General features: G+C 59.4%; 22 protein-coding genes. 9 read left to right on the plus strand and 13 right to left on the minus strand.

Features of this window, described 5'->3' with window-relative positions:
* Positions 1-193 precede the first annotated feature (193 nt).
* Genes V2B23_RS24815 through V2B23_RS24825 form a run of 3 tightly spaced genes read left to right on the plus strand, consistent with a single transcriptional unit; the run spans position 194 to position 4,676 of the window.
* Positions 194-1,018: an FAD binding domain-containing protein gene (locus tag V2B23_RS24815; RefSeq protein ID WP_430952732.1), complete on the plus strand. Its 825-nt coding sequence runs from the start codon at positions 194-196 to the stop codon at positions 1,016-1,018.
* A complete protein-coding gene (locus V2B23_RS24820; protein WP_430952733.1) occupies positions 1,015-3,708 on the plus strand; it encodes a molybdopterin-dependent oxidoreductase in 2,694 nt (897 codons plus the stop codon). The genes V2B23_RS24815 and V2B23_RS24820 overlap by 4 nt, the downstream gene beginning before the upstream one ends.
* Entirely contained in the window at positions 3,705-4,676 is a 972-nt protein-coding gene (locus tag V2B23_RS24825) for an antibiotic biosynthesis monooxygenase (RefSeq protein ID WP_430952734.1), read from the plus strand. The genes V2B23_RS24820 and V2B23_RS24825 overlap by 4 nt, the downstream gene beginning before the upstream one ends.
* 371 nt (positions 4,677-5,047) lie before the next feature.
* On the opposite strand, the gene V2B23_RS24830 is transcribed toward V2B23_RS24825, so the two are convergent.
* The 4 genes from V2B23_RS24830 to V2B23_RS24845 all read right to left on the minus strand — a co-directional run bounded on the left by V2B23_RS24830 (position 5,048) and on the right by V2B23_RS24845 (position 11,247).
* Entirely contained in the window at positions 5,048-6,436 is a 1,389-nt protein-coding gene (locus tag V2B23_RS24830) for a DUF222 domain-containing protein (RefSeq protein WP_430952735.1), read from the minus strand.
* A 131-nt stretch (positions 6,437-6,567) separates the two neighbouring features.
* Positions 6,568-9,666, minus strand: a complete 3,099-nt coding sequence (locus V2B23_RS24835; RefSeq protein ID WP_430952736.1) for a multicopper oxidase family protein — start codon at positions 9,664-9,666, stop codon at positions 6,568-6,570.
* A 145-nt stretch (positions 9,667-9,811) separates the two neighbouring features.
* Positions 9,812-10,837 carry a cation diffusion facilitator family transporter gene (locus tag V2B23_RS24840; protein ID WP_430952737.1) on the minus strand — a complete coding sequence of 342 codons (1,026 nt, stop codon included), beginning with the start codon at positions 10,835-10,837 and terminating at the stop codon, positions 9,812-9,814.
* The gene (locus tag V2B23_RS24845) at positions 10,834-11,247 is read right to left on the minus strand and encodes an ArsR/SmtB family transcription factor (RefSeq protein WP_430952738.1); all 414 of its coding nucleotides are present in this window, start codon (positions 11,245-11,247) and stop codon (positions 10,834-10,836) included. Before V2B23_RS24845 ends, V2B23_RS24840 begins: the two co-directional genes overlap by 4 nt.
* A 102-nt stretch (positions 11,248-11,349) precedes the next feature.
* Here V2B23_RS24845 and V2B23_RS24850 point away from each other — a divergent pair, with 102 nt between their 5' ends.
* The 3 genes from V2B23_RS24850 (at position 11,350) to V2B23_RS24860 (ending at position 13,126) form a co-directional block, all read left to right on the plus strand.
* Entirely contained in the window at positions 11,350-11,775 is a 426-nt protein-coding gene (locus V2B23_RS24850) for a nitroreductase/quinone reductase family protein (protein ID WP_430952739.1), read from the plus strand.
* A gap of 25 nt (positions 11,776-11,800) precedes the next feature.
* Complete coding sequence (locus tag V2B23_RS24855) at positions 11,801-12,367, plus strand: DinB family protein (RefSeq protein ID WP_430952740.1); 567 nt, start codon at positions 11,801-11,803, stop codon at positions 12,365-12,367.
* A gap of 147 nt (positions 12,368-12,514) precedes the next feature.
* Positions 12,515-13,126, plus strand: coding sequence for a glyoxalase (locus V2B23_RS24860; protein WP_430952812.1), 612 nt, complete (start codon positions 12,515-12,517; stop codon positions 13,124-13,126).
* Positions 13,127-13,134: 8 nt separating this feature from the next.
* Here V2B23_RS24860 and V2B23_RS24865 read toward each other — a convergent pair whose 3' ends face one another.
* From V2B23_RS24865 to hisI, 4 genes are all read right to left on the minus strand, one after another.
* Complete coding sequence (locus V2B23_RS24865; protein ID WP_430952741.1) at positions 13,135-13,524, minus strand: DUF2784 domain-containing protein; 390 nt, start codon at positions 13,522-13,524, stop codon at positions 13,135-13,137.
* A gap of 73 nt (positions 13,525-13,597) precedes the next feature.
* On the minus strand, positions 13,598-14,224 hold the full coding sequence (locus tag V2B23_RS24870) for an SRPBCC family protein (RefSeq protein ID WP_430952742.1): 627 nt from the start codon (positions 14,222-14,224) through the stop codon (positions 13,598-13,600).
* Between the two features lie 23 nt (positions 14,225-14,247).
* On the minus strand, positions 14,248-14,541 hold the full coding sequence (locus V2B23_RS24875; RefSeq protein ID WP_430952743.1) for a DUF1905 domain-containing protein: 294 nt from the start codon (positions 14,539-14,541) through the stop codon (positions 14,248-14,250).
* A 25-nt stretch (positions 14,542-14,566) separates the two neighbouring features.
* A complete protein-coding gene (gene hisI, locus V2B23_RS24880) occupies positions 14,567-14,911 on the minus strand; it encodes a phosphoribosyl-AMP cyclohydrolase (RefSeq protein WP_033230902.1) in 345 nt (114 codons plus the stop codon).
* Positions 14,912-15,041: 130 nt separating this feature from the next.
* Here hisI and V2B23_RS24885 point away from each other — a divergent pair, with 130 nt between their 5' ends.
* The gene (locus V2B23_RS24885; protein ID WP_430952744.1) at positions 15,042-15,578 is read left to right on the plus strand and encodes a universal stress protein; all 537 of its coding nucleotides are present in this window, start codon (positions 15,042-15,044) and stop codon (positions 15,576-15,578) included.
* Between the two features lie 94 nt (positions 15,579-15,672).
* Here V2B23_RS24885 and V2B23_RS24890 read toward each other — a convergent pair whose 3' ends face one another.
* A complete protein-coding gene (locus V2B23_RS24890) occupies positions 15,673-16,257 on the minus strand; it encodes a TetR/AcrR family transcriptional regulator (RefSeq protein WP_430952745.1) in 585 nt (194 codons plus the stop codon).
* Positions 16,258-16,341: 84 nt separating this feature from the next.
* Here V2B23_RS24890 and V2B23_RS24895 point away from each other — a divergent pair, with 84 nt between their 5' ends.
* On the plus strand, positions 16,342-17,373 hold the full coding sequence (locus tag V2B23_RS24895; protein WP_430952746.1) for a beta-ketoacyl-ACP synthase III: 1,032 nt from the start codon (positions 16,342-16,344) through the stop codon (positions 17,371-17,373).
* A gap of 1,008 nt (positions 17,374-18,381) precedes the next feature.
* Here V2B23_RS24895 and V2B23_RS24900 read toward each other — a convergent pair.
* From V2B23_RS24900 to V2B23_RS24910, 3 genes are all read right to left on the minus strand, one after another.
* On the minus strand, positions 18,382-18,588 hold the full coding sequence (locus V2B23_RS24900) for a hypothetical protein (protein ID WP_430952747.1): 207 nt from the start codon (positions 18,586-18,588) through the stop codon (positions 18,382-18,384).
* A 710-nt stretch (positions 18,589-19,298) separates the two neighbouring features.
* Positions 19,299-19,547 carry a hypothetical protein gene (locus tag V2B23_RS24905; RefSeq protein ID WP_430952748.1) on the minus strand — a complete coding sequence of 83 codons (249 nt, stop codon included), beginning with the start codon at positions 19,545-19,547 and terminating at the stop codon, positions 19,299-19,301.
* Between the two features lie 182 nt (positions 19,548-19,729).
* Positions 19,730-19,930, minus strand: a complete 201-nt coding sequence (locus V2B23_RS24910; protein WP_430952749.1) for a hypothetical protein — start codon at positions 19,928-19,930, stop codon at positions 19,730-19,732.
* A gap of 240 nt (positions 19,931-20,170) precedes the next feature.
* Here V2B23_RS24910 and V2B23_RS24915 point away from each other — a divergent pair, with 240 nt between their 5' ends.
* Positions 20,171-20,467 carry a hypothetical protein gene (locus V2B23_RS24915; RefSeq protein ID WP_430952750.1) on the plus strand — a complete coding sequence of 99 codons (297 nt, stop codon included), beginning with the start codon at positions 20,171-20,173 and terminating at the stop codon, positions 20,465-20,467.
* A 76-nt stretch (positions 20,468-20,543) separates the two neighbouring features.
* Here the strand turns inward: V2B23_RS24915 and V2B23_RS24920 are convergent, their stop codons facing one another.
* Positions 20,544-20,900 carry a hypothetical protein gene (locus tag V2B23_RS24920; RefSeq protein WP_430952751.1) on the minus strand — a complete coding sequence of 119 codons (357 nt, stop codon included), beginning with the start codon at positions 20,898-20,900 and terminating at the stop codon, positions 20,544-20,546.
* Positions 20,901-21,040 lie beyond the last annotated feature (140 nt).

Raw genomic sequence — 21,040 nt, forward strand, 5'->3', positions numbered from 1 at the left:
CATATCCGAGCTCGCAAAATGCAAGAGGCGGAACCCGCCCCGTACTCAGACGTACCCAAAATCTGAAATCACATGCACCGACCAGTTGGACTTAATTCCAATTTGTCGGAAATAGGCGAAACATGTGAATGCGCTTCGTGTACTCGGTAACGTCGCAGTCCGGTATGTCACTTCCCCGAGGGGAGCACGACGCATGGACCTCACCACCATCAGTGACGTAGTTCGGCGACCACCGGAACGCCCCGGTGCGATCTGGCGGGTCGGCGACGCGTGGCTTGCCGGTGGGACATGGCTGTTTTCAGCGGAACAGCCCGATCTGGATCGCCTTCTGGACCTGACAACACTGGGCTGGACGCCGCTGGAAACTCACGCGACCGGTCTCACTATCGGAGCCACTTGCACGATCCATGACCTGTATACGTTTGTAGCGCCAGGTGATTGGCCGGGCGCCCAACTCTTTCGTATCAGTTGTGAGTACTTCCTGTCCTCATTCAAGATCTGGAACAGCGCAACCGTGGGCGGCAACATCTGCATGTCGCTGCCCGCAGGCCCGATGATCACGCTGTCCGTCGCACTCGAGGCGACATACACGCTGTGGTCCACCGACGGAACTCTGCGAACCGTCGACGCCGCCGATTTTGTGATCGGAGACCACCAGAACATCCTTGAACCGGGCGAGGTGCTTCGTAGCATCGACATTCCGCTTCACGCGCTCACAAAGCGTCACGCCCACCGCCGATTCAGTCTCACGCATCTAGGCCGTTCCACCATCTTCATGATCGCCACTCAGACACCGGGCACTACTGATCTCCTGCTCACCATCACCGCCGGAACAACCCGACCGATCCAACTGTCATTTGCCACCCTCCCGGACCGCGCCTCGCTGCAGCACGTCATCAATGCCATTCCTGAAGCTGCCTGGTTCGACGACCCGAACGGCACCCCTGACCACCGCCTTCACCTCGCCCGGCACTACGCCGAGGAGCTGCGCCTGGAACTGAGCGAGGACCGGTCATGAGCTACGTGGTGAACGGCAGGAACTTCAGTGAACAGCCCTTTGCCGGGCAGTGTCTACGCACATTCCTCCGGACGCTCGGTCATCACGGCGTCAAGAAGGGATGCGACGGGGGCGATTGTGGAGCCTGCACCGTCTGGCTTGACGGCGCACCGATTCACAGCTGCATCACCCCCGCCTTTCGAGCCGAAGGTCGGGATGTCACGACTATCGAAGGCCTCGGCACTCCAGAGAATCTGCACCCGATGCAGGCGCAGTTCCGCGATGCTCCAGGGTTTCAGTGTGGCTTCTGCACCGCCGGCATGATCATGACGTCGGCAGCGTTGACCGACGCTCAGAAGGACGACCTGCCGCGCGCCCTGAAAGGAAACCTGTGCCGCTGCACCGGTTATCGATCGATCGAGGACGCGGTCAACGGAGTCAGCGCGATCGAGGTTGCACTACCCGGGCAAGCAGTGGGGACAAGCGTCGGCGCACCCGCCGCTACCGATGTCGTGACCGGCCGCGCCGAGTTCACAATGGATACAACGATCGAGGGAACGCTGCATCTGAAGGTGCTGCATTCACCGCACGCCCACGCGCGCATCGTCTCGATCGATACTTCCGCTGCCCTCGCCGTTCCCGGAGTGCACCGCGTCTATACCTGGAAAGACGTGCCGCGCAAGCGTTTCACGACGGCTATCCATACCGACCACCTTGTGGATCCCGATGACACCTACATTCTCGACAATGTGGTGCGCTTCGTCGGACAACGTGTGGTGGCCGTGCTGGCCGACACCATTGCCGCAGCCGAGGAAGGTCGTCGCAAAGTTGTGGTCGAGTACGAGGTTCTCCCGGCTGTCTTCGATCCAGAGGAGGCGATGGCCGATGGCGCCCCTGCGTTGCACGGATCGGACGACCCGTTTGTCCGCGACCCCGAGCACAACATCCTGCTCGAGATCCATGGGCATGTCGGCGACGTCGACGCGGGGTTCGCAGCGGCGGACGTTATCCACGAAGGCACATACTTCTCGCCCCGGGTCCAACATGCGCACCTCGAGACACACGGTTCCATCGCCTGGATGGACGGCGAACGCCTGCACGTGCGCACCAGTTCGCAATCCCCGTCGATTGCCAAGGTCAAACTCTCCCACCTCTTCGATCTGCGCCCGGATCAGCTTCGCGTGTTCTGCAAACGGGTAGGCGGCGGATTCGGCGGAAAACAAGAGGTGATCACGGAAGACCTCGTTGCACTGGCAACACTGGACACGGGACGACCCGTCAGCCTCGAGTTCACGCGCGAGGAGGAGTTCACCACCGCGTCGCCGCGCCATCCGATGAAATTGACTATCAAATTGGGCGCCACCGCGGACGGGACGCTGACCGCATTTCAGTACCGAAACATCTCCAACACCGGCGCCTACGGAAACCACGGCGGTGAAACGTTGTTCGCCGGCGGGGCTGCAGTCTCGCTGTACCGATGCGCAAACAAGAAGTTCGACGCGTATTCCGTCTACACGAACAACGTTCCGAGTGGAGCCTTGCGCGGTTACGGGATGACTCAGCCCGCGTTTGCCGTGGAGTCCGCGATGACCGAACTCGCTCTCGCGTTGAACATGGACCCGCTGGAACTGCGTCGACGCAATATCGTGCGGCCAGGCGATTCACTTGTGGCGCTCGAGGACGGACCCGATGACGTCATTTTCACCGAAGACGGGCTCGGCCAGTGCATCGATCTGGTGGACACCGCTCTGGGCCGCGCGCCGGTCCCAACTCTGGGCGAAGAGTGGCTCATCGGCACCGGTACAGCCAGCTCATTACACGAAACCGCCCCACCCACTGAGCACATCTCGGAGGCCTGGCTCACGCTCGGCGACGACTGTATATACGAACTTGCAATCGGCACAGTCGAATTCGGAGAAGGAACGTCCACCGCTCACGTCCAGATCGCCGCAAATCAGTTGGGAACCACACCGTCCCGGGTACGAATCATCCAGTCGGACACCGACCGTACCGGTTTCGACACAGGGGCTTTTGCCAGCGCCGGCCTGTTTGTTGCCGGAAACGCCGTCTTGCGAGCATCGAATGCGTTGCGAGATCGCCTACTTGCCTTTGCCGCTCACCACACCGGCGTTGCCGTCGATCAGTGCTCGATGGATGACGACAAGATCGTCTGTGCAAGTACACGGTTGACTCTGCAGGAACTTCTCGGCGCAGCGAGGCAACGCGGGATCCGATTTACCGTGGCCCGCAAGGCCTACGGATCTCCGCGCAGCGTGGTGTCCAACACTCACGGCTTCCGAATCGCGGTGCACCGGATAACCGGCGAAATCCGGATACTCTCCAGTGTTCATGCGACCGACGCGGGTGTGATCATCAATCCCGCACAAGTTCGAGGGCAGATCGAAGGTGGTGTCGCACAGGGAATCGGCTTTGCTCTCACCGAGAACTTTCATGTGGACGCTGCCGGCGCAATGATGAACCCGAACTTGCGAAACTATCGCATTCCCACGTATGCAGATGTGCCTCGCACCGAGGTGATACTCGTTGACTCGGCTGATTCCGTCGGCCCACTCCGCTCGAAAGGCATGGCGGAGTGCTGCATCAACCCGGTGGCCCCCGCGCTGGCGAACGCTCTGCAGAACGCAACCGGCACCCGATTCCGTTCACTACCCCTCACTCCTGAACGGATCTACACGGGGTTGAACCGATGACCGCGGAAACATCCGCCGACAACATCGCCACAGTCATCATCGGTCAACGGGTACACCCCGGAATGGCAGAGCAGTTCGAAGTCTGGCAGAAGGACCTCAACCGGGCTGCCGCCGGCTACGCCGGATTTCTGGGCACCGAAGTGTCCGCGCCGACGGCCATCCACCCGGAGTGGGTCATCGTGTATCGCTTCGACTCCATTGCCCATGTTCAGGCCTGGATCAACAGCGCGACACGTCAGGATTTCCTGGAACGAGGACGCCAATTCTTCGACGGACCCGGCACCCAACAAGTAGTGAGTGGCGGAATCAAACCACCCGATCCACTCCTCACCGTTGTTGTGTCACACCGGGTCAGTGATGACAACATCGAGGAATTCCTTGCCTGGCAGGACCGCCTTCGCGAGGTGGAAAGCACATTCGAGGGATTCCGCGGCACCGAACTTTTCCGACCCGTCGACGGTGTTCAGGACGAATGGACCACTCTCTACCGCTTCGACAGCGCCGCCCATCTCGATACCTGGCTGACCTCCCCCGAACGTCAGGAACTCCTCGCCGAAGGGCGTCGGTTCCACGACTTCGAATTGCGCACCGTCGACAATTCGTTCGGCAGTTGGTTTGCGTTCGACGAGAACGGCAACGAAGCCCCACCACCGTCGGACACCAAGACGGCAATCGCGGTGTGGGTTGGCCTGTACCCGACTGTCGTTCTGCTGACCTTGGTTTTGTCACCACTGAAAATGCCACTCTGGCTAGGTTTGCTGGTCGGAAACCTTCTCTCGAGCTTCATCATGAGTTTCTTCACGATGCCCTACTACGTGAACCGCCTACTGAGTCGCTGGTTGCGTCCGCCGGCCGACGTTCCCGCGGCAAGGACAAATGCTCGAGGTTTGGCGATTGTCGCAGCGGTGACGGTGTTCTGGGTTGTGGTCTTCTATCTGGTCACTACACAGATCTGGTCGCTGCCCTGATTCGAGGTTCATTCTGCTGGAGTAGGTTCCGGTTCGAGATGTCAGGGTCCGATTATTGTGTCGGGCAAGAAATCTGATTCTGTGCATCTTCCTGCTACCTCGCATCGAAGCTAGGCGACTCGAGTCCCATCCGGTCGTCGTTCTGCCAGGTCACTCCCCGCCGACGACGCCAAACCTAGCGAACCGCCAAGAGCCCAGAAGACATGCAACGTGGCAAACGCACAACACCACCCAACCGCACTGATCGCTGCGACTATGCCGTGCGAACCCGTGCATGTTTGCTTCAGGACCCGCGCATGCGTGTGGGCCTCGCATCGTCTTGCTGGTGATGCGAAGCTCTCACACGGTATGTAGTTCCGGCGCAGCCGGTTTCAGTCTCGGTGGACTGGGCCCTGCCGGGTGGTGGAGCGGCGGCGTCGTTGTTTCGGATCGATCGCCGTCGGTGGGATGAACCACGGTTTGTGATCATCGCCCATCTTGATTTCCCAGATGCCGCGGAACCCACTGGTGCTGTGAATCAACCGGTGATGATTCCGGCACAGGAGGGTGAGGTTGTCCATCACCGTCAGCCCGCCGACCGACCACGGTTGAATATGGTGCGCGTCGCACCAAGCGGGTAACGCATCGCAGTTCGGGAACGCGCAACCCTTGTCCCGGGCGATCAGCGCCGTCCGCTGTTCTGCCGTCACCAATCGCTTGTGTGGAGTTGCATCGAGCGGTGCACCGTTGCCGTCCATCAAAACGGTCCAGAGCATGCAATCGCACGCGAGCATCCGGGTCAGGCTCACACTGAGCGGCCCCATCCACGGCATGTAGCCGACGTCAAGGTCCTCGATATCAGGCTCGTCGTCATCGAACGCACTGCCGTAGAACTCGGCATCGCTGACGTTGGCATCGCTACCTGATGCGGTATCGCTGCGCGTGGTGGCGCATTCCCGATGCTCGGCAAGATCTTTCGCGGTGATGTGCACGTTCACATGCGGACGCTGACCACCATCAACACCGGTAACAGCATTATCGAGATACCGGCGAATCAGTTCGGTGAAGGCGTCGGCGGTGCGTTTAGCTGCCGAGCGCTGATCGGGGGTTCCGTCAGCGGCTGGCTTCGGCATCGACAACTTCGAGAGCGCCGACAACAACATTTCGCCGGTCAACGCGTCGAAATCGCCCTTGATTGCAACCCGACCATTGAGCGTCGGCGAAATCCGCAAGACATTGAGATCGTCGTCCTCACCAGCTGGGGTCTCATCCGATTCGAAAATCCGCTCCAAAACCGCAATCGCATACCGCAGTTTGATAGTGGTGGCCTCCACCCCCGACGCGGCAGCGAGCAGTGTTGCCACGCACGACGGTAAAGCAGTCGTAGGCATACCTTTTGGCGGTGATTCGCAGAACGCGACGATTATTGCCGCATGATCGACCGAGAGGTCACCGGCCTCGAATTGAGCAGCTATGTCCGGAAAACCTCGCAGTGCGGCACCGAGGGCCGCGATCTTGTTACCGGCCGCGTTCTGCAGCATCGTGTTTGCCGCTAACCAGCGCCCCACACCGCGGTAGCAGAGCACCTGCTCATCCGGATTGAGTGCCAACGCGTCGACCGCGGCAACCCGAATCGCTTCCAATCGAAGGATTTCCGCAGACACATTGACTGCGACGTCCCGAACGTCGGACGGGCGCAACCGCCACAACCCGCCGCGCACACCCACAGCCGGACCGGCTACAACATCCCCTACCGAAACGAAATCGCTCACCGTAGTCATCAAGGCCTCCCCACCCTGACTGAATTATACTCGAACATCTATTCGATTCAAGGGGCATTTCAGACAGGATTCCGAAGAATAATGCTCGAGAACTTCTGACATACAACAACATTCAACGTTCAAGACAGGTACTAACGACCTCCTATCTGCAACACTCCGATCCCATTCACATAGGGCGGCAATGTTCCGATCAGGGTCGGCGTCAGCGTCGTCGCAGACGGATCTGCACGCCCCAAAAAAAACTTCCGAACGTCGGCACTGGTTCCGCTGCTACCGCTGATCAGCAAATCCGCCCCCGTTGTGGTGCTGGTAGTCGCAACACCCACGCCGGCGGGACCCTCGAACGGGTCGAAGGACGCGATCTCCCGAAATGCAACATCGGTCGAGTGGTGGTCGGGGCTTTCGAGATACATCTCCGGCGATCCGTCGAGTCGTGATCCGCTCGAGAAGATTCGCACCAATCCGTCTCCTCCGCTCATCCCGGCAACTATGGATTTCGCGCCGCCTTCCGCACCGGCCACCCAACCGGTTGACAGTGATACCCCACCTCGATAGCTCTGATCGAACGCCAAGAACTGCGAGGTCGTCACCGGCCCATCAGCGTGACCTGCATGTTCGTCGGTCTTTCCGGCAGCTGCTGTGGGCGCGTACAGGTCGTATCGGAACGTCTTCACCCACGGCTCGTCGCCGGGTCCCGGAGCAGTCACGATGCTCGCCCGGCCAGAGTGCGCGTCGACCATCCCCGTCGCGATTGTCACTCCGCTACTCGATCCCGGATACGGAGCAAACGATCCGAATTCTGCCGGCGCCGATTTCTTGTCAGTCGGCAACACGGTGGAGTAGATCTTGACCTTCGATTCCATACCCGGGCCGGAGGCAACGATAATGTTGTCCGCCAAAGCATTTCCGTCGATATCGACGCCGGCGACGTTGACGCCACCACGGAAACCCGCATCGAAGGGAGCAAATCGTGCCAGTTCGTCGGTGAACGCTGGCCCGTCGACCGCGTTGTACGCCACCACTTCTGGTGCCACGCCACCGCCGGTTCCAGCGATCAGGTCGAGCACCATGTCACCGTTGACGTCTGCCATCGCCACGCTGGGAGTTCCCTCGAACGACGGGAATGGTGTCACGGTTGTGAGCAACGTATCGCCGTTCGCGTCGAAGATCTGCACTGTCGCAGGCACGCCGGACGAGCCAGGCACGGCAACCGCGTACGTCGACATTTCGGGAATCACGTTCACCGTCGCCATCAACCCGTTGTCCTCGTGATTGAGCCGATGGCAGTGGATCACAAAGGTCCCCGTGTATTCGGTGAACTTGGTTCGCAGTGTCACCGATGCCGGTACGAGCGCGTTCTCATTCTCGTCTGTAACCGGCGCAGGCACGTTGACGTTGTCGATCCCCCACTGCTGCACCCCAGTTGTGGTCCCGGCAACAGGATCCACAACCTCCATCACTTGGAAGTCATTGACGTGGATGTGCATTGGATGCTCGTCATTATTGAGGTTGGTAATTGTCCATTCCTCGACCGAGTTCAGCCGGGGCTGAATCAGGGGAATATTCGGGAAAGTGTTGTCGGCGAACTCATACGTGAAGGCTTTCGGGTCACTGCTGCTGGCCTTGTTGTTTCCGAATCCACCAGAGACAGTGAGGTTGCGGGTCACATCGGGACTCACTGCTGCGGTATCCACGAATGACGTATAAGCATCAAGCTTCTGACCGAACTCGAAAGGTGTTGTCTTGCCTTCACCTTCGTCCGGCGTTGCTCGGATCAACTGCTGGGTCGGGAAGGTGAAGAATCCGTCGGCGTAACTGATCACCGACGGATCGACGGTGACGGTTCCCAGTTCAGCAGGCGGATTATCGGTGCCGTTGTTGGTGTAGAGAATGCCAGGATTGCTCACCGGTTTTGCGCCGTCGAGCGGTGGCATTTCCAGCACCAGATCACCGGACTCCGGCATAGTCACCGCGATCGCGTATCGAGACGCCGGAGGAATTACGAGCCTGGTTCCGTCACCGTCTACCGGCGGCCTGACCTCGGAGAACGGGTTTCCGTCCTGACCCACTATCGCGAAGCGCGGATGGTTGCCTGTCGCGGTTTCCGTCAACGTAACCGGCATGTACGCGAAGTCACTGATATTGGCGAGCACCCAGATTTCGGTCTGGCCCGGCTTCAGTTTCAGCGAAGGCTGGAACTGCCCGTTCACGGTGTACTGCACATCGCGTTGATTGTCCGGCAGCGACGGATCGGCCGGAACGCTGGTCGATTCGCCCACGAAGCTCTGCAAATTAGCGGGGACAAATTGATTTTGCCCACGATGGTTGGCCGGCGACAACGGCCCGCTGTACCAGTTGGTGAAGTACTGTGAGCCTTCCGTAGTTTCCGAGAAATTCACCGGCGCGAGACTCGGGCGGTAGGTGCCGTCGACAAGGTCCGGACCTGTCGGCGGATCCAAAGTGCTGACAAATTGTGGCCACATCGCGTCATTGAGTTTCCGGCCTTGGCCTTTGCGGTCGAAGACGAAGTTGTACTGCAGCGCCATATCGCGCACCGGTATGTCGTTGGCCGTCACGATCGGCAGATTCCCATCGGGTCGGCCGATTTCCAGCAGTCCCGCGAGTCCCATGTATGTCTGTTGAGCAGTGAGCGTGTGACGGTGGCTGTGGTACCAGTACAAACCGTTGGGCATGGACCCAGGAATTGCGTAGTCGTAGACATTCCCCTGCCCAGCGGGAATGTTGAGCAACACGTTGTCGGCATTACCGTCGGGACTGACGTGCACGCCATGAGTGTGCAGATTGAGCGGCGCTGACGTCAGCGCCGGTGGATAGATCGGAACATCACCACCCGCCGGAGTGAACGCGGGATCGTAGAAGTCCTCGATTGTGAGATCGTGCAAGTCGTTGTCGTAGTGGACGATCAAGCGCTCGCCAGGATTGACTCGCAATGTCGGCGCCGGATACACATCGGTTCCGGAACTCGACCCGTCGGACGCTGCGCCACGGATGACGTCGTATCCGAAGAGCAGAAAGTCTGACACAGTCCCCGACGCTGTATCGAGCGGCACCGATCCCTGATGCGCAGACAAACGCACCTCGAGAACACCGTCGACGCTACTGAGTTTGACCGGCTCCCTGAAGTCGGCCGGAGCCCCGTCCGATCCGTAATTACCGCCTGCACCGGATACCGGATCACCAGTTGCGCAGGCAGCCAAAGCCACCGTCATTGACACCACTACCAGGGCGACGAGCGACCTTCTGCACCGAGCGATCACTGGTTTCCCCGTTCCGTGCGGCGTGAGATACGTCCGATCGACGCTTCGTAGCGTACCGAGGAAACCCCTAGTGAACAGGATATTCAGAACAAAGTGGTCATGTTGTTGTGTGCCTGTCGAGCGTCGTGTGGGCGGGGTAGGCATGGACCAACGCTGACGACAGCTTCGGAACCGCGTGCGTCAATGTGTGTTCGGCGCTGTGCGCAATCGCGTGGGCCTCCGCAAGACTGGCAGAAGGATCGATATCGAGTTCTGCATCTGCGTGTAATCGATGACCGATCCACCGCATCTTCAAGCCGCGAACCCCGAGAACGCCGGGTTCCGCACGCAAAGCGGTTTCAGCATCGTCCACCAACTTCGGTTCGACGCCGTCCATGAGACGCCGCAACACGTCACGCGCAGCGCTGCGGAGCACGGCAACGATGGCAGCGGTGATGACAAGTCCGATGATCGGGTCTGCGAGCGGGAACCCCAACGCAACTCCCCCGGCCCCGAGCAGGACGGCCAACGACGTGAATCCGTCTGTCCGAGCATGTAATCCGTCGGCGACGAGAGCCGCGGATCCGATCTGCCGACCGACCCTGATGCGGTACAACGCCACAAGTTCGTTACCGATGAAGCCCACCAGACCTGCGGCAGCGACCCATCCCAGATGATCGATCTCGATCGGGTTGATGAGCCGCCTGACCGCCTCGACACCGGCAATCACTGCAGACAGGGCCATCATGGCCAGGACCAACAGGCCCGCCAAGTCCTCGGCACGGCCAAATCCGTACGTGTACCGACGCGTTGCCGCTCGTCGTCCAAGTGCAAAGGCAATCCACAGCGGGATCGCGGTGAGCGCATCGGAAAAGTTGTGAATGGTGTCCGCCAGCAGCGCCACCGATCCGGAGATCGCAACGATCGCCACTTGCACCGCAGCAGTGATTCCCAACGCCACCAAGCTGATCTTGACTGCTCGGATACCCATCTTGCTCGATTCGAGAGCGTCGTCGACACTGTCGGCCGTGTCATGGCTGTGTGGGGCGAACACATCCCGCACAGCAGACCGGAATCCACCGCGAGAATGGCCATGACCGTGGCCGTGACCATGCGCGTGACCGACAGTGGGTTCGTGCGTCATGACGCCCCCTCCTCCGCACTACCAGGCGGGACGCGCTCAGGGTGTATCTCGCGGAGTTCTCCGGCAGTACGGTGATGCCCCGGCAAGCCTGGACCGGCGTGCTCGGCATTGAAGACTGCGTCGGTAACCAGTTGGCGCACATGGTCGTTCTCGAGGCGGTAGAACACGGTAGTGCCTTCACGACGGGTGCGCACCAATCGAGCCATCCGTAGTTTTGCCAGGTGCTGCGACACTGACGGTGTTGGCTTTCCGACGCGCTCCGCCAGTTCATTCACCGAGCACTCTCGATCGACCAACGCCCACAGAATCTGTACACGCGTCGCGTCAGCGAGCATCCGAAACACCTCTACGACAAGGTCCACCTGATCGTCGGGAAGCTTCCGCCTGCAAATCTGACTATCTGCGTTCATGCGTAGATAATAGATCAACTATCTCCGAACGTAACCCCGCGCACTCCGAGATGTGCCAAGATTTTGGTGCCGGAACCCCACAGACTCAACCAGGAGACGACGATGAGTACTGACGACTGGAACGCAGACATCATTGCCCAATTCCGAGAAAACCAAGGTCATGTGGGCGGCCCCTTCGAAGGCGCGCCGATGGTGTTGGTCCACCATCGGGGCCGAAAGTCCGGACGCGAATTCGTCAGCCCGATGATGTACCTGGCGGATGAGCAAGATCCCGATACCATCTACGTCTTTGCGTCCAAAGCCGGCGCTCCCACCAATCCGGATTGGTACTACAACCTCACTGCAACGGACCACGCCGAAATCGAAGTCGGCACCGAAAAGTACTCGGTTGCCGTCAGCGAAGTGACCGGCGACAAACGTGACAAGATCTTCAACGAGCAAGCCCAGCGGTACCCCGGATTTGCAGAGTACGCAGAGAAGACGGCTGGAATCCGCACCATTCCCGTGATTGCTCTCCGACGCACGTAGCTAGCGACGCTGGCAGAGTGGGTACATGGACGCAAGTGATATCGACTGGAATCGAACACTCCGCGAGCAGTGGGAATTCCATTGGAACCACCAGATCAAATCTCGACTCGACGGTCTCACCGATGACGAGTACTTCTGGTCCCCGGTACCCAATGCCTGGAGTGTCCTTCCTCGCGGCCAGTCCACCGCACCGATGCACGTCGGCGCTGGAGAGTTCACGATCGACTACGCCTTTCCCGAGCCGGTTCCGCCACCTTTCACGACAATCGCGTGGCGACTCGGTCACGTCATTGTCGGTGTGCTTGCTGCGCGCAATGCTTCACACTTCGGCGCTGCTGCCGCGTCGTACGAGACTTGGGAGTACGCCGGAACTGGGGCCGAGGCGCTCGAGCAACTCGAGACGCAGCTCGATATCTGGCTCGCCGGAGTGCGGAATCTCGGCGAGAGCGGTCTACGGGAACCAGTGGGAGCGAAGGAGCCATACCCCGAATTGGCGATGGCCGATCTGGTGCTGCACATCCACCGCGAGCTGATCCATCATCTTTCCGAGGTCGCCCTGTTGCGCGACCTCTACACACACCAGATCTGTTGATTTCCAGGCAAACCCGTAGCACCCCGGAGCGCACACAAAACCGATCAGGAATCGAGAAGCGTCGGTTGCCGCGCCGAAACTACCGTTACAGACATGAATTCACCACGTGATCCCCAGTCCGCTCGCACATCAACGAGAAGTGCCAAGATGACCACCGCAGAGTCCGTGATCCTCGAAGTCCCCGACACCGCAGCCGCCCAGTCCTTTTACGATGCCTTCGGCGTCGGAGACCGCGTGAGCGTACGAGCGTCGCAGACACCGACAACGGGGTTCCGCGGCTATACGCTGTCGCTTGTTGTGTCGCAGCCGAACATCGTCGACTCCTTCGTCGATGCGGCACTCGCAGCCGGCGCCACCGTGTTGAAGCCCGTCAAGAAGTCTTTCTGGGGCTACGGCGGTGTTGTACAGGCTCCGGACGGCGCAATCTGGAAAGTGGCAACGTCGTCAAAGAAGAACACTGGCCCAGCGACCCGGGAGATCGAGGATCTCGTGCTGTTGCTCGGTGTCGAGGACGTCAAGGCCAGTAAGCAGTACTACGTCGATCACGGTCTCGAGGTGTCGAAAAGCTACGGACGCAAGTACGTCCAGTTCACAGCTCCCCCGAAAAAGCTCACGGTTGCCCTGTACGGCCGAAAGGCTCTGGCCAAGGATGGGGGCGTCGCGCCCGAAGGCAGCGGATCGAGTCGAATCATCATCACGGGCGACGGTGCCCCGTTCACCGATCCGGACGGCTTCGCATGGGAGAACAGCCTCGCCTGAAAACACCGTCAACGGCGCGGCTGCGCCCTCACCGACGCAGACCGCACATGCCGTCCGAGCAGCACGTATCCCACCCAGGAACCCACGACCATTGCCGCGGCAACGCCCTGGACAATCGCTTCGATGCCGACCGGATAGAAAACGCCGGCGATGTAGTGGGAAATGAACCCTGCGGACGGTAATTCGGAAATTCCCGCCATCCGACGGGCCCAGTTCTCGAGATGGGTGAGCGGGCAGTCATATCCGACCAGGACCGAACCTGCACCCCACACGACTGCGACGAGGTGAAAAACAATAGTACGACGCCACTTCCACGCCACGAACCCACCGAACACCACGTAGAGAATAAAGCTGAAGTGAACGAATACCGTCGCACTTTCGATGAGCCGGTACACCATCGTCGTCTCCGCTCGTGGCGCGGAAGTCCCGCAACAACCAGACTATTCCGATGTTAGTCCGCGGAGACGTTCTCTACCCGGCGTATGCAGCAGTTGTTCGTGCGGCGGCGGCTCGCGCCTGCGCGGGGTCGTCGCCGGAAGCAATCGCAGAGTCGGCCCACAATTCGCTACTGGCCGCCATGAATGCCTTTGCTTCATCGCTTGCCGACCACTCCGGCGTCTCCAGTGGAGTGTTGGTTCCCAGCTCGACGTGCTGCGCCAATGCGAGCAATCCCATGTCCCAACCGACCCCGACGGCACCTGGCCCGTATTCATTCCACCGATCCGGGTCGACATCGGCGGCGTGGACGAAATCGAACAATGTTTCCCCGCTGGAGGTTTCGATCAATTTGATCGTCACGTAGCTGACGTCACCGCCGTATTCCCAGGTGATCTTCAGTGTGTGCGGCGCGGCGCACGCCAGAATCTCACCACCGGCATTGCCGTCGAGTTGATAACGGCCACCGAGTCGGGCGTCGCCTGAAACAGGCATGAACCACTGCGGAATGCGATCCAACTCGGCTATTGCCGACCACACCGTCGTGATCGGCGCCGCGAGTTCACGCGACAGGTGGAGCGATCGCGTTTCACCTTCATCACCACTGACCCCGCTCAGGCGCCGGGTTACCAATGACAAAGAGTCAACTGCATCAGCAACCACGACGCTCCTTCATAAAGGGAAAATCAGCTCAAACGCTGCAGCAGGCGAACCGACACTTCTTCGCCCGCCGCGCTCTTACCAATCGCTTTGCACAGCGCAACCCGCAGCGGCAACCAATGCGGTCCGTCGCCTGACGGCATCAACGTCGCTTCGAAGGGGTGCTCACCGTCAAGCGTGCCGACCACCTTGACTGCTCGCCGAGTACCGAGCAGTTCCGCCGACCCGGGCACGGTCAGATACGTCGCGAACGCGCCGTCCTTCTCGATGGGAGAGGTAAACGAATATTCGAGCGGTTGCGGAGTCTTCGTCGCGGCCATACTGCTCCCTCTTCCGTGAAGTTTCCTACTCAGCAGCGAGCAGTACGTCGGTATCGAAGCAGGTGTGGGTGCCGGTGTGGCACGCGGCGCCTTCCTGATCGACGATCAGAAGGACTGAATCGCCGTCGCAGTCAAGGCGCACTTCGTGGACATACTGGGTGTGACCTGACGTCTCCCCCTTGACCCAATACTGCTGACGTGAACGCGAATAGTACGTTCCCTTACGGGTTTCCAGCGTGCGAGCGAGTGCTTCGTCGTCCATCCACGCGACCATCAACACGTCGCCTGTGGACTTTTCCTGCGCAACTGCGCTGAACAGTCCGGCGTCATTTCGCTTCAGTTTTGCTGCAATCGCGGGGTCAAGACTCATAGGACGTTTATACCGTCCCACGGCCTTGCCTGCGGAATCCGCCTACGGAAACTCAGTGGTGATCGCCGTAAAATAGTTGCCAAAGCTCCAAATTCGTAGAATCGATCTCCCTGGTGAAGGAGGACTCGCGATGACGAAGCATCATGGCGGACCACACCCCGAGCACACCTTCCACCTAGAGAGTCCAGCAACAGGCATCGCCGATACACGCCATGTTGTGGTCGGCATCGGCAGCGAACCGTCGAGCGGCGACGTCCTGGAGTTTGCACTCTCGCTGGCCACCGCGGAAGGTGCATCACTTCATGTCGTTCACTGCATCAATGCTGAGGACCAACCCGTGGAAACCGACTCACCCCAGTTCGAGAAACGCCTCAATTCAACGATGATCACCCAACGTGAACACACCCGCTGCGCATTGACATCGCACGCCGGCACTTGGACATACGACTGCAATCACGGCGACCCAGCAGGCCTAATCCTGTCTACGGCAGAAAAATACGGCGCGTTCACCATTGTGATCGGGGCGCCGCGGCGAGGTCCGATTTCCGCAATGAGTCAGGTGCTGCACAGTTCTGTTGCCTCGCGTCTGAACCGCCAGAACCGGTACCCAATTGTCCTGGTTCCAGCCGGGTTGAAGTCAACGACGTGGACGCGCAAAACGGCGTAGATATTGCCGCCGACAACTGCACACGTTGAATCCATCGATGTGGGTGTCTAATAGGTCCACACGCTGGGAGCCAGGGGGTGATTGCGCGCTGCGACTAATTCTGCGCGAGTTGACATCTCAACAGCACACTGAGCTGGGAGTGAGCGTCGGTGAATGGTTCACTGGACTTGAGCGCGCGGCTCTGGACGATCGCTCCCTCGATGACCGACAAGAGTAGCCCGCCGATCGAGCGCGCGGTTGAGTTGTCGAGCCCGGTCTCAACGAGGCCGCCGGCGAGCAGTGCCGTCCAGTCGGTGAACGCTTGACCGGCGGCCGACTGGACCGTGGGATCGAACTCGTCCAACGCTGCCGCCATCATGAACGAGCCCAATCGGTAGTCGCTGGATTCGAGAGGATCGAGCCAGAAGGCGAGCAGTTCGTCGAGCCATCGATCGATCGATGATGTGGTCGGCAACTGTTGAACCATCGCGCTCAGATGCGATCCGACGACCCTCGACACGATCCGAGTGGCCGTTTCCACGACCTCGGTCTTTCCGGTTGGAAAATGCTGGTACAGCGAGTTTCGCGATGTATTGCTGCGTTTGAGGAGCTCTGTCAGACCAGCACCGTGCACCCCGAACTCTTGCACCATCGGAATGGTGCTGGCAAGGAGACGAGTGCGTGGGCGTGGGGAGGTCATGCGAGCCCCTTCGAGTTGTGTGGACTGATCGGTTCATGTTAGACATGAAGAATATGGACCGATTGGTTCACATGGAAGGATGCCATGCCTATCGTCACCGCACCTCGCGTCGCCCACGCAGCCCTTCTCGGCCTGGGCGTGTACCGACCTCGACGCGTGGTCCCCAATTCCGAGATCGTCGACCGCATCGACTCCACCGACGAATGGATCCGGACCCGTTCCGGTATCACCGCCCGCGGCTGGGCCGAACCCGACGAGACCATCGTCTCGATGAGCGTGGCGGCCGCCCGCGCGGCACTGACCGCCGCGGATCTGGTGGCCGAGCAGATCGACGCAGTCGTACTGGCAACCTCGTCGCAGATGGTGCTAGGCCCGTCGGCCGGAGCGGTGGTTGCAACCGAACTCGGCATGAACGACACTGCCGCCTACGACATTTCAGCTGGATGTGCGGGATTCTGCTACGCCCTGGGCAACGCAGCGAGTCTCGTTCGCGACGGACAAGCCCGTCACGTTCTGGTGATCGGCGTGGAACGACTCTCCGACCTGCTCGACCCCACCGACCGGACATGCGCGTTCATCTTCGCCGACGGCGCTGGCGCAGTCGTAGTGGGTCCGTCCGACGTGGAGGGGATCGGCCCGGTCGCGTGGGGTTCGGATGGAAGCCAGACCGCGGCGATCAAGCAGGACAAAGACTTCACACAGTATTTTGCCGAGGTCGAGGCAGCAGAAATCGGTGGAGGTCACGCGGAGCGACCGTACATCCGGATGAACGGTCAGGCCGTGTTCCGTTGGGCGGTAACCTTTCTGGAGAAGGCGTGCCGCGACGCGCTGGAAAAGGCCGGTATCGCAGCCGAGGATCTGGATGCTTTCGTGCCGCACCAGGCCAACAGTCGCATCACAGATGCGCTGATCCGGACACTGGGACTGCCCGACACCGTCGCGGTTGCTCGGGATATCGCCGTCAGCGGCAACACCAGCGCCGCGTCGATCCCCTTGGCGATGGAACAACTCCTCCGGTCCGGCGAGGCCCGCCGCGGTGATACGGCACTGCTGCTTGGCTTCGGTGCAGGACTGGCCTACGCCGGGCAGGTCGTTCAACTACCCCCGATCGCATAAAACCCCCGGACTTCACGCCCGATCCCAACACATCAGCCGGATGGCCACTCTAAGTCGCCACCGCCGCACTCTTGGTCGACGGAGATTCCCACCCAGATCAGCCGCGGCATCTTTCCTACGGCCCCACCGCGTTCGGGTGGGTCCTTGAATCGGCCCGAGTTCTTGGCGAGTGCAACCCTCATCGTGGGCAGCGCCGACCGATCAGAGAAGCGAAAAAGTCAGAACCCGCACCTGCCAGGAGGCAGGGTGCGGGTTCTGACCCAAACCCTGAAATTACCTTCACCTAATCTAAGATCTTCGGATGTTGATTCTTCGGTGCATTTTTGTTGAAACTTTCGATTCTCAATTCTTCTTGATGCAGCGAGGCAGCAAAGTGAAAATGGAAGCTTAATAGATAATATTTGGAGAAATTCCGATGCGAAAAGGAACCAGAGATCCATTGTCGGCACCCAAAGCATCTTCCGCTAGAGTTTTGCCGAAATGGAAGGTCAGTAGTCAGAATTACCACCAATAATGCCATTAAAATATACTAATAGGTGTACCAGATAGTCTGAATTGGATGATGTTGACACAGAAGACAGATTACATCCCTCACGCGAATAGCCAGCCTTCGGCGGTAGACGATTCGGTCCTTGCGATCCGCGCGTCACATTAGGGGTCAAGCGCCAGTTCTGACGAATTCCGGCATGAGCCCAATATCACTCGTACGTGTGCCCGTTTTTCAGAACTCGTTGACAATCAGATATATGAACATCGGCTTCGGACACGAGTGTCAGAACATGGTCAAACGCGGGTCGGCGCTTTTCTTCGATTGTGAATCACATCGGCGAGTCCAGAGGCTTACTGATTTGAGAACTCCGCGATTCGCAAGTTCTGTGTTTAACGTAGTAGAAAGCCTCGAGATCGGCCGGAGGAACATCGTCGCCGCGCTCGTAGAGGCGCCGATGGTTGAACCAGTCCGCCCACTCTGAACATGGCGATATCCTCCTTCTCGAGGTCGCTTCGCCGTCACTCACGAGTTCTCTCGACGAGAAGGTCGAGTACGCGCAGGCGTTCGCTCTTGCTAAACAAAACGGAGAGTGGCGACATGTTTCGCATCTCGCGGTCGGTCTCGACCTCGTCGGTGTTGATCGAGAGGTGCTCGCGGTCGATCTTGTCCAGGATCGCTTCGTGTGCGAGTTTCTTCCGGACGACTTTCAACGGGACTGCAGACATCTGCGGCTCCCTTCATCCTGGATACGCCAACGTCGACCCCGGCAGTTGTTCGATCAGCGTATCCGTTTTCGCGGCCTACCACGGTCATCGGAACATCGTTAGGATAGTTTGGCTCCAACGCCCATCGGCGTCTCGTCTGACGGGCCTCCACCGTGCAAATAATTTCCTGGAGTTACAGTCCGAGAACAGGACGTTTATTGCAAATTACTTCTCTTATTCCTTGATGGCAATTCCTTTGAATGCGGCGGATACTCGGCGCTCATCGGTCCAGCGAAGTAGGAACCACGCAGCGAACAAATATCGCATCGGTGAACGCAACGAAGAACCAGATGGCGAGTCCAATCGTTGCTGCATGCACAATCTCGAGCGGAGTAAGGGTACAGGCTCCCTAAACTCTGAGAAATGGTCAATGCGGATTATCCAAAAGGAATTACAGAAGAATATTTCGTGCTAGCCTCAGCGAAGTCAGGCAACCAACTACAGAAAATGGTGCAACATGTCTAACGACCTTCTCCTATCGGCCATGCTTCCCCTTGGCCTCGTATTTAGGTTTTTGATGCATAAAGGCTTGGGGTTGCCCTTCAGCTCAGGACTGTAATAAATTCTCGGACAATGGGGCGGGAACGTGAAGTTTTTCAATAAGTTAGGTTTTCACATACCCGCATCCCAGGTGTAGCCGGTGATTCTCGTCGGTGAGAGAGAAGAAAGATTCAGGCGAGTTCGAGGCCACCCTCAGCGGCGAAAACCAGACGGCCGTCGTCGAGGGAGATCGCCCACCGCTGCACCGGCGCCCAGTCCCGCCCCAGGTCAGAGCTGTCGATGACGATATCGCCGTAGTCCTCGACCACGACACCGACCTGGGGTTCGGTATCTCCAGATCGCGATCCGGAGGCCGCGATCACCTTGACTCGGGACCCGACCGCAATGGGATCAGTGCGTTGAGCGTCAGAATCGGACATAGAACTGATTCTGGCAGGGAATACGGCAAACCTGCCCGTCGCGATTGCGATGGACATTCAACCGATGCGAATTCGAGACAATTGATCACGCCCCAAACAAGGTAGAAACCAACAACCTAGTGCCACCCGGAGCACGGGAACTGCAGCGCTGGATTGCTGACGCAATGACGGCGGCGCGGCCGCTACGACAGGTACGGCACCAGCGGCAGATTGTAGAACCAGTTGGCTAGGCCGACGAAGATCGGCTCGAGCCACGGTCGGATTTGCGGGCCCATCCACCAGTACGGGTCCGGTCCACCCGGCGAAGCGGCCGCGACTCCGACGCCGAGGAACAGTGTTAGGCCCACCGTGGTGGCGACAACCAGTACCCGAGCTCGTGTCATACCCGGATAATCGCCCGGCAGTCCCTCGTCCGTTACGTGCGCACTTGGTGTTCTGAAAACGGTGGTTCACGAACCATGCGCTGGGGAGCTCGAAAACCTGGACCGATCGACTGCCGCGACCACCGCCAGCGAACGTTCGAATTCGCCAGCGGGGAGCATCACGTGCAATTGGATACCCGATACTTCAGATGAGGACGTTGAACCAGAGTTGAGCTTCAATTTCCAGTCAGCTCTTCGGGAATGAACCATGTCGGCCAATTTCCTGACAAGGTGCAAGCGATCAGCATCCAGCATTATCTGTGGCGTGCGGTCGAGATCCTTTTCGTGCGATTCGACGCGAGTGCCATCGATGCGGATGGCAATCAGATCTTCGATGTCGCCGTACGCGGTGCGGATCGGCCTATCGATCTGCGACGGCCGGAAGTCAACCCGCATACATCCGTTCGAGACCGGCCTGATCCATCTGCGCACGATGGAAGGCAACGCTCGCCGTATAAGCCAACGGCGGCTTCGCTGGCCGCACACCGCTCGGCGTGATGGCGTGCTGCGACCGAAAACAGTTACGTACCAGATAACTTGACAGTGTCCTGAGCCACGCGATCAGCAGCAAGCATCACCAATCGCATGACACCTTTCCTTGCACCTTTCGATTGAAGGGGAGCAAGTGATAATCGCCGGCAGATCGCATCGAGTCGTGGTCTACCCGTTGCGGTTGTAAGTCGTGACGATCAGACGATTCCTGTCCACGTAGTCCGCTCCGATCTGCTGCGTCGACGGCGAAACCGTTACCGGTGCGTTGATTGTCGGGATTGGTCAGAGTTGCGGCCAGGCCCGCAAACAGGATATCGAGACCACGTTCGAGTTCGACCTCGCCGTCGTACGCGGCCAGTACGGGCGCGAGGCCCCCGAGTACTCGCCCGGATACTCTCCCGGCCCCATGAATCCACCCCCACCACCATGACAATGTCACGGGAACTACGCTGCGCCCGTCCGCTTCTCGGATAACAAACCGGCCCTCGACCGCGGTAGCGGCACCCGAAGATGGTCGAACCGGTACGCCGGCACCTCCGATTCGCGCAGAATGGGAGTCAGCGTACACACGGACAAACC

Source organism: Rhodococcus sp. 24CO (genome assembly GCF_050586165.1).
Classification (GTDB): Bacteria; Actinomycetota; Actinomycetes; order Mycobacteriales; family Mycobacteriaceae; genus Rhodococcus_F.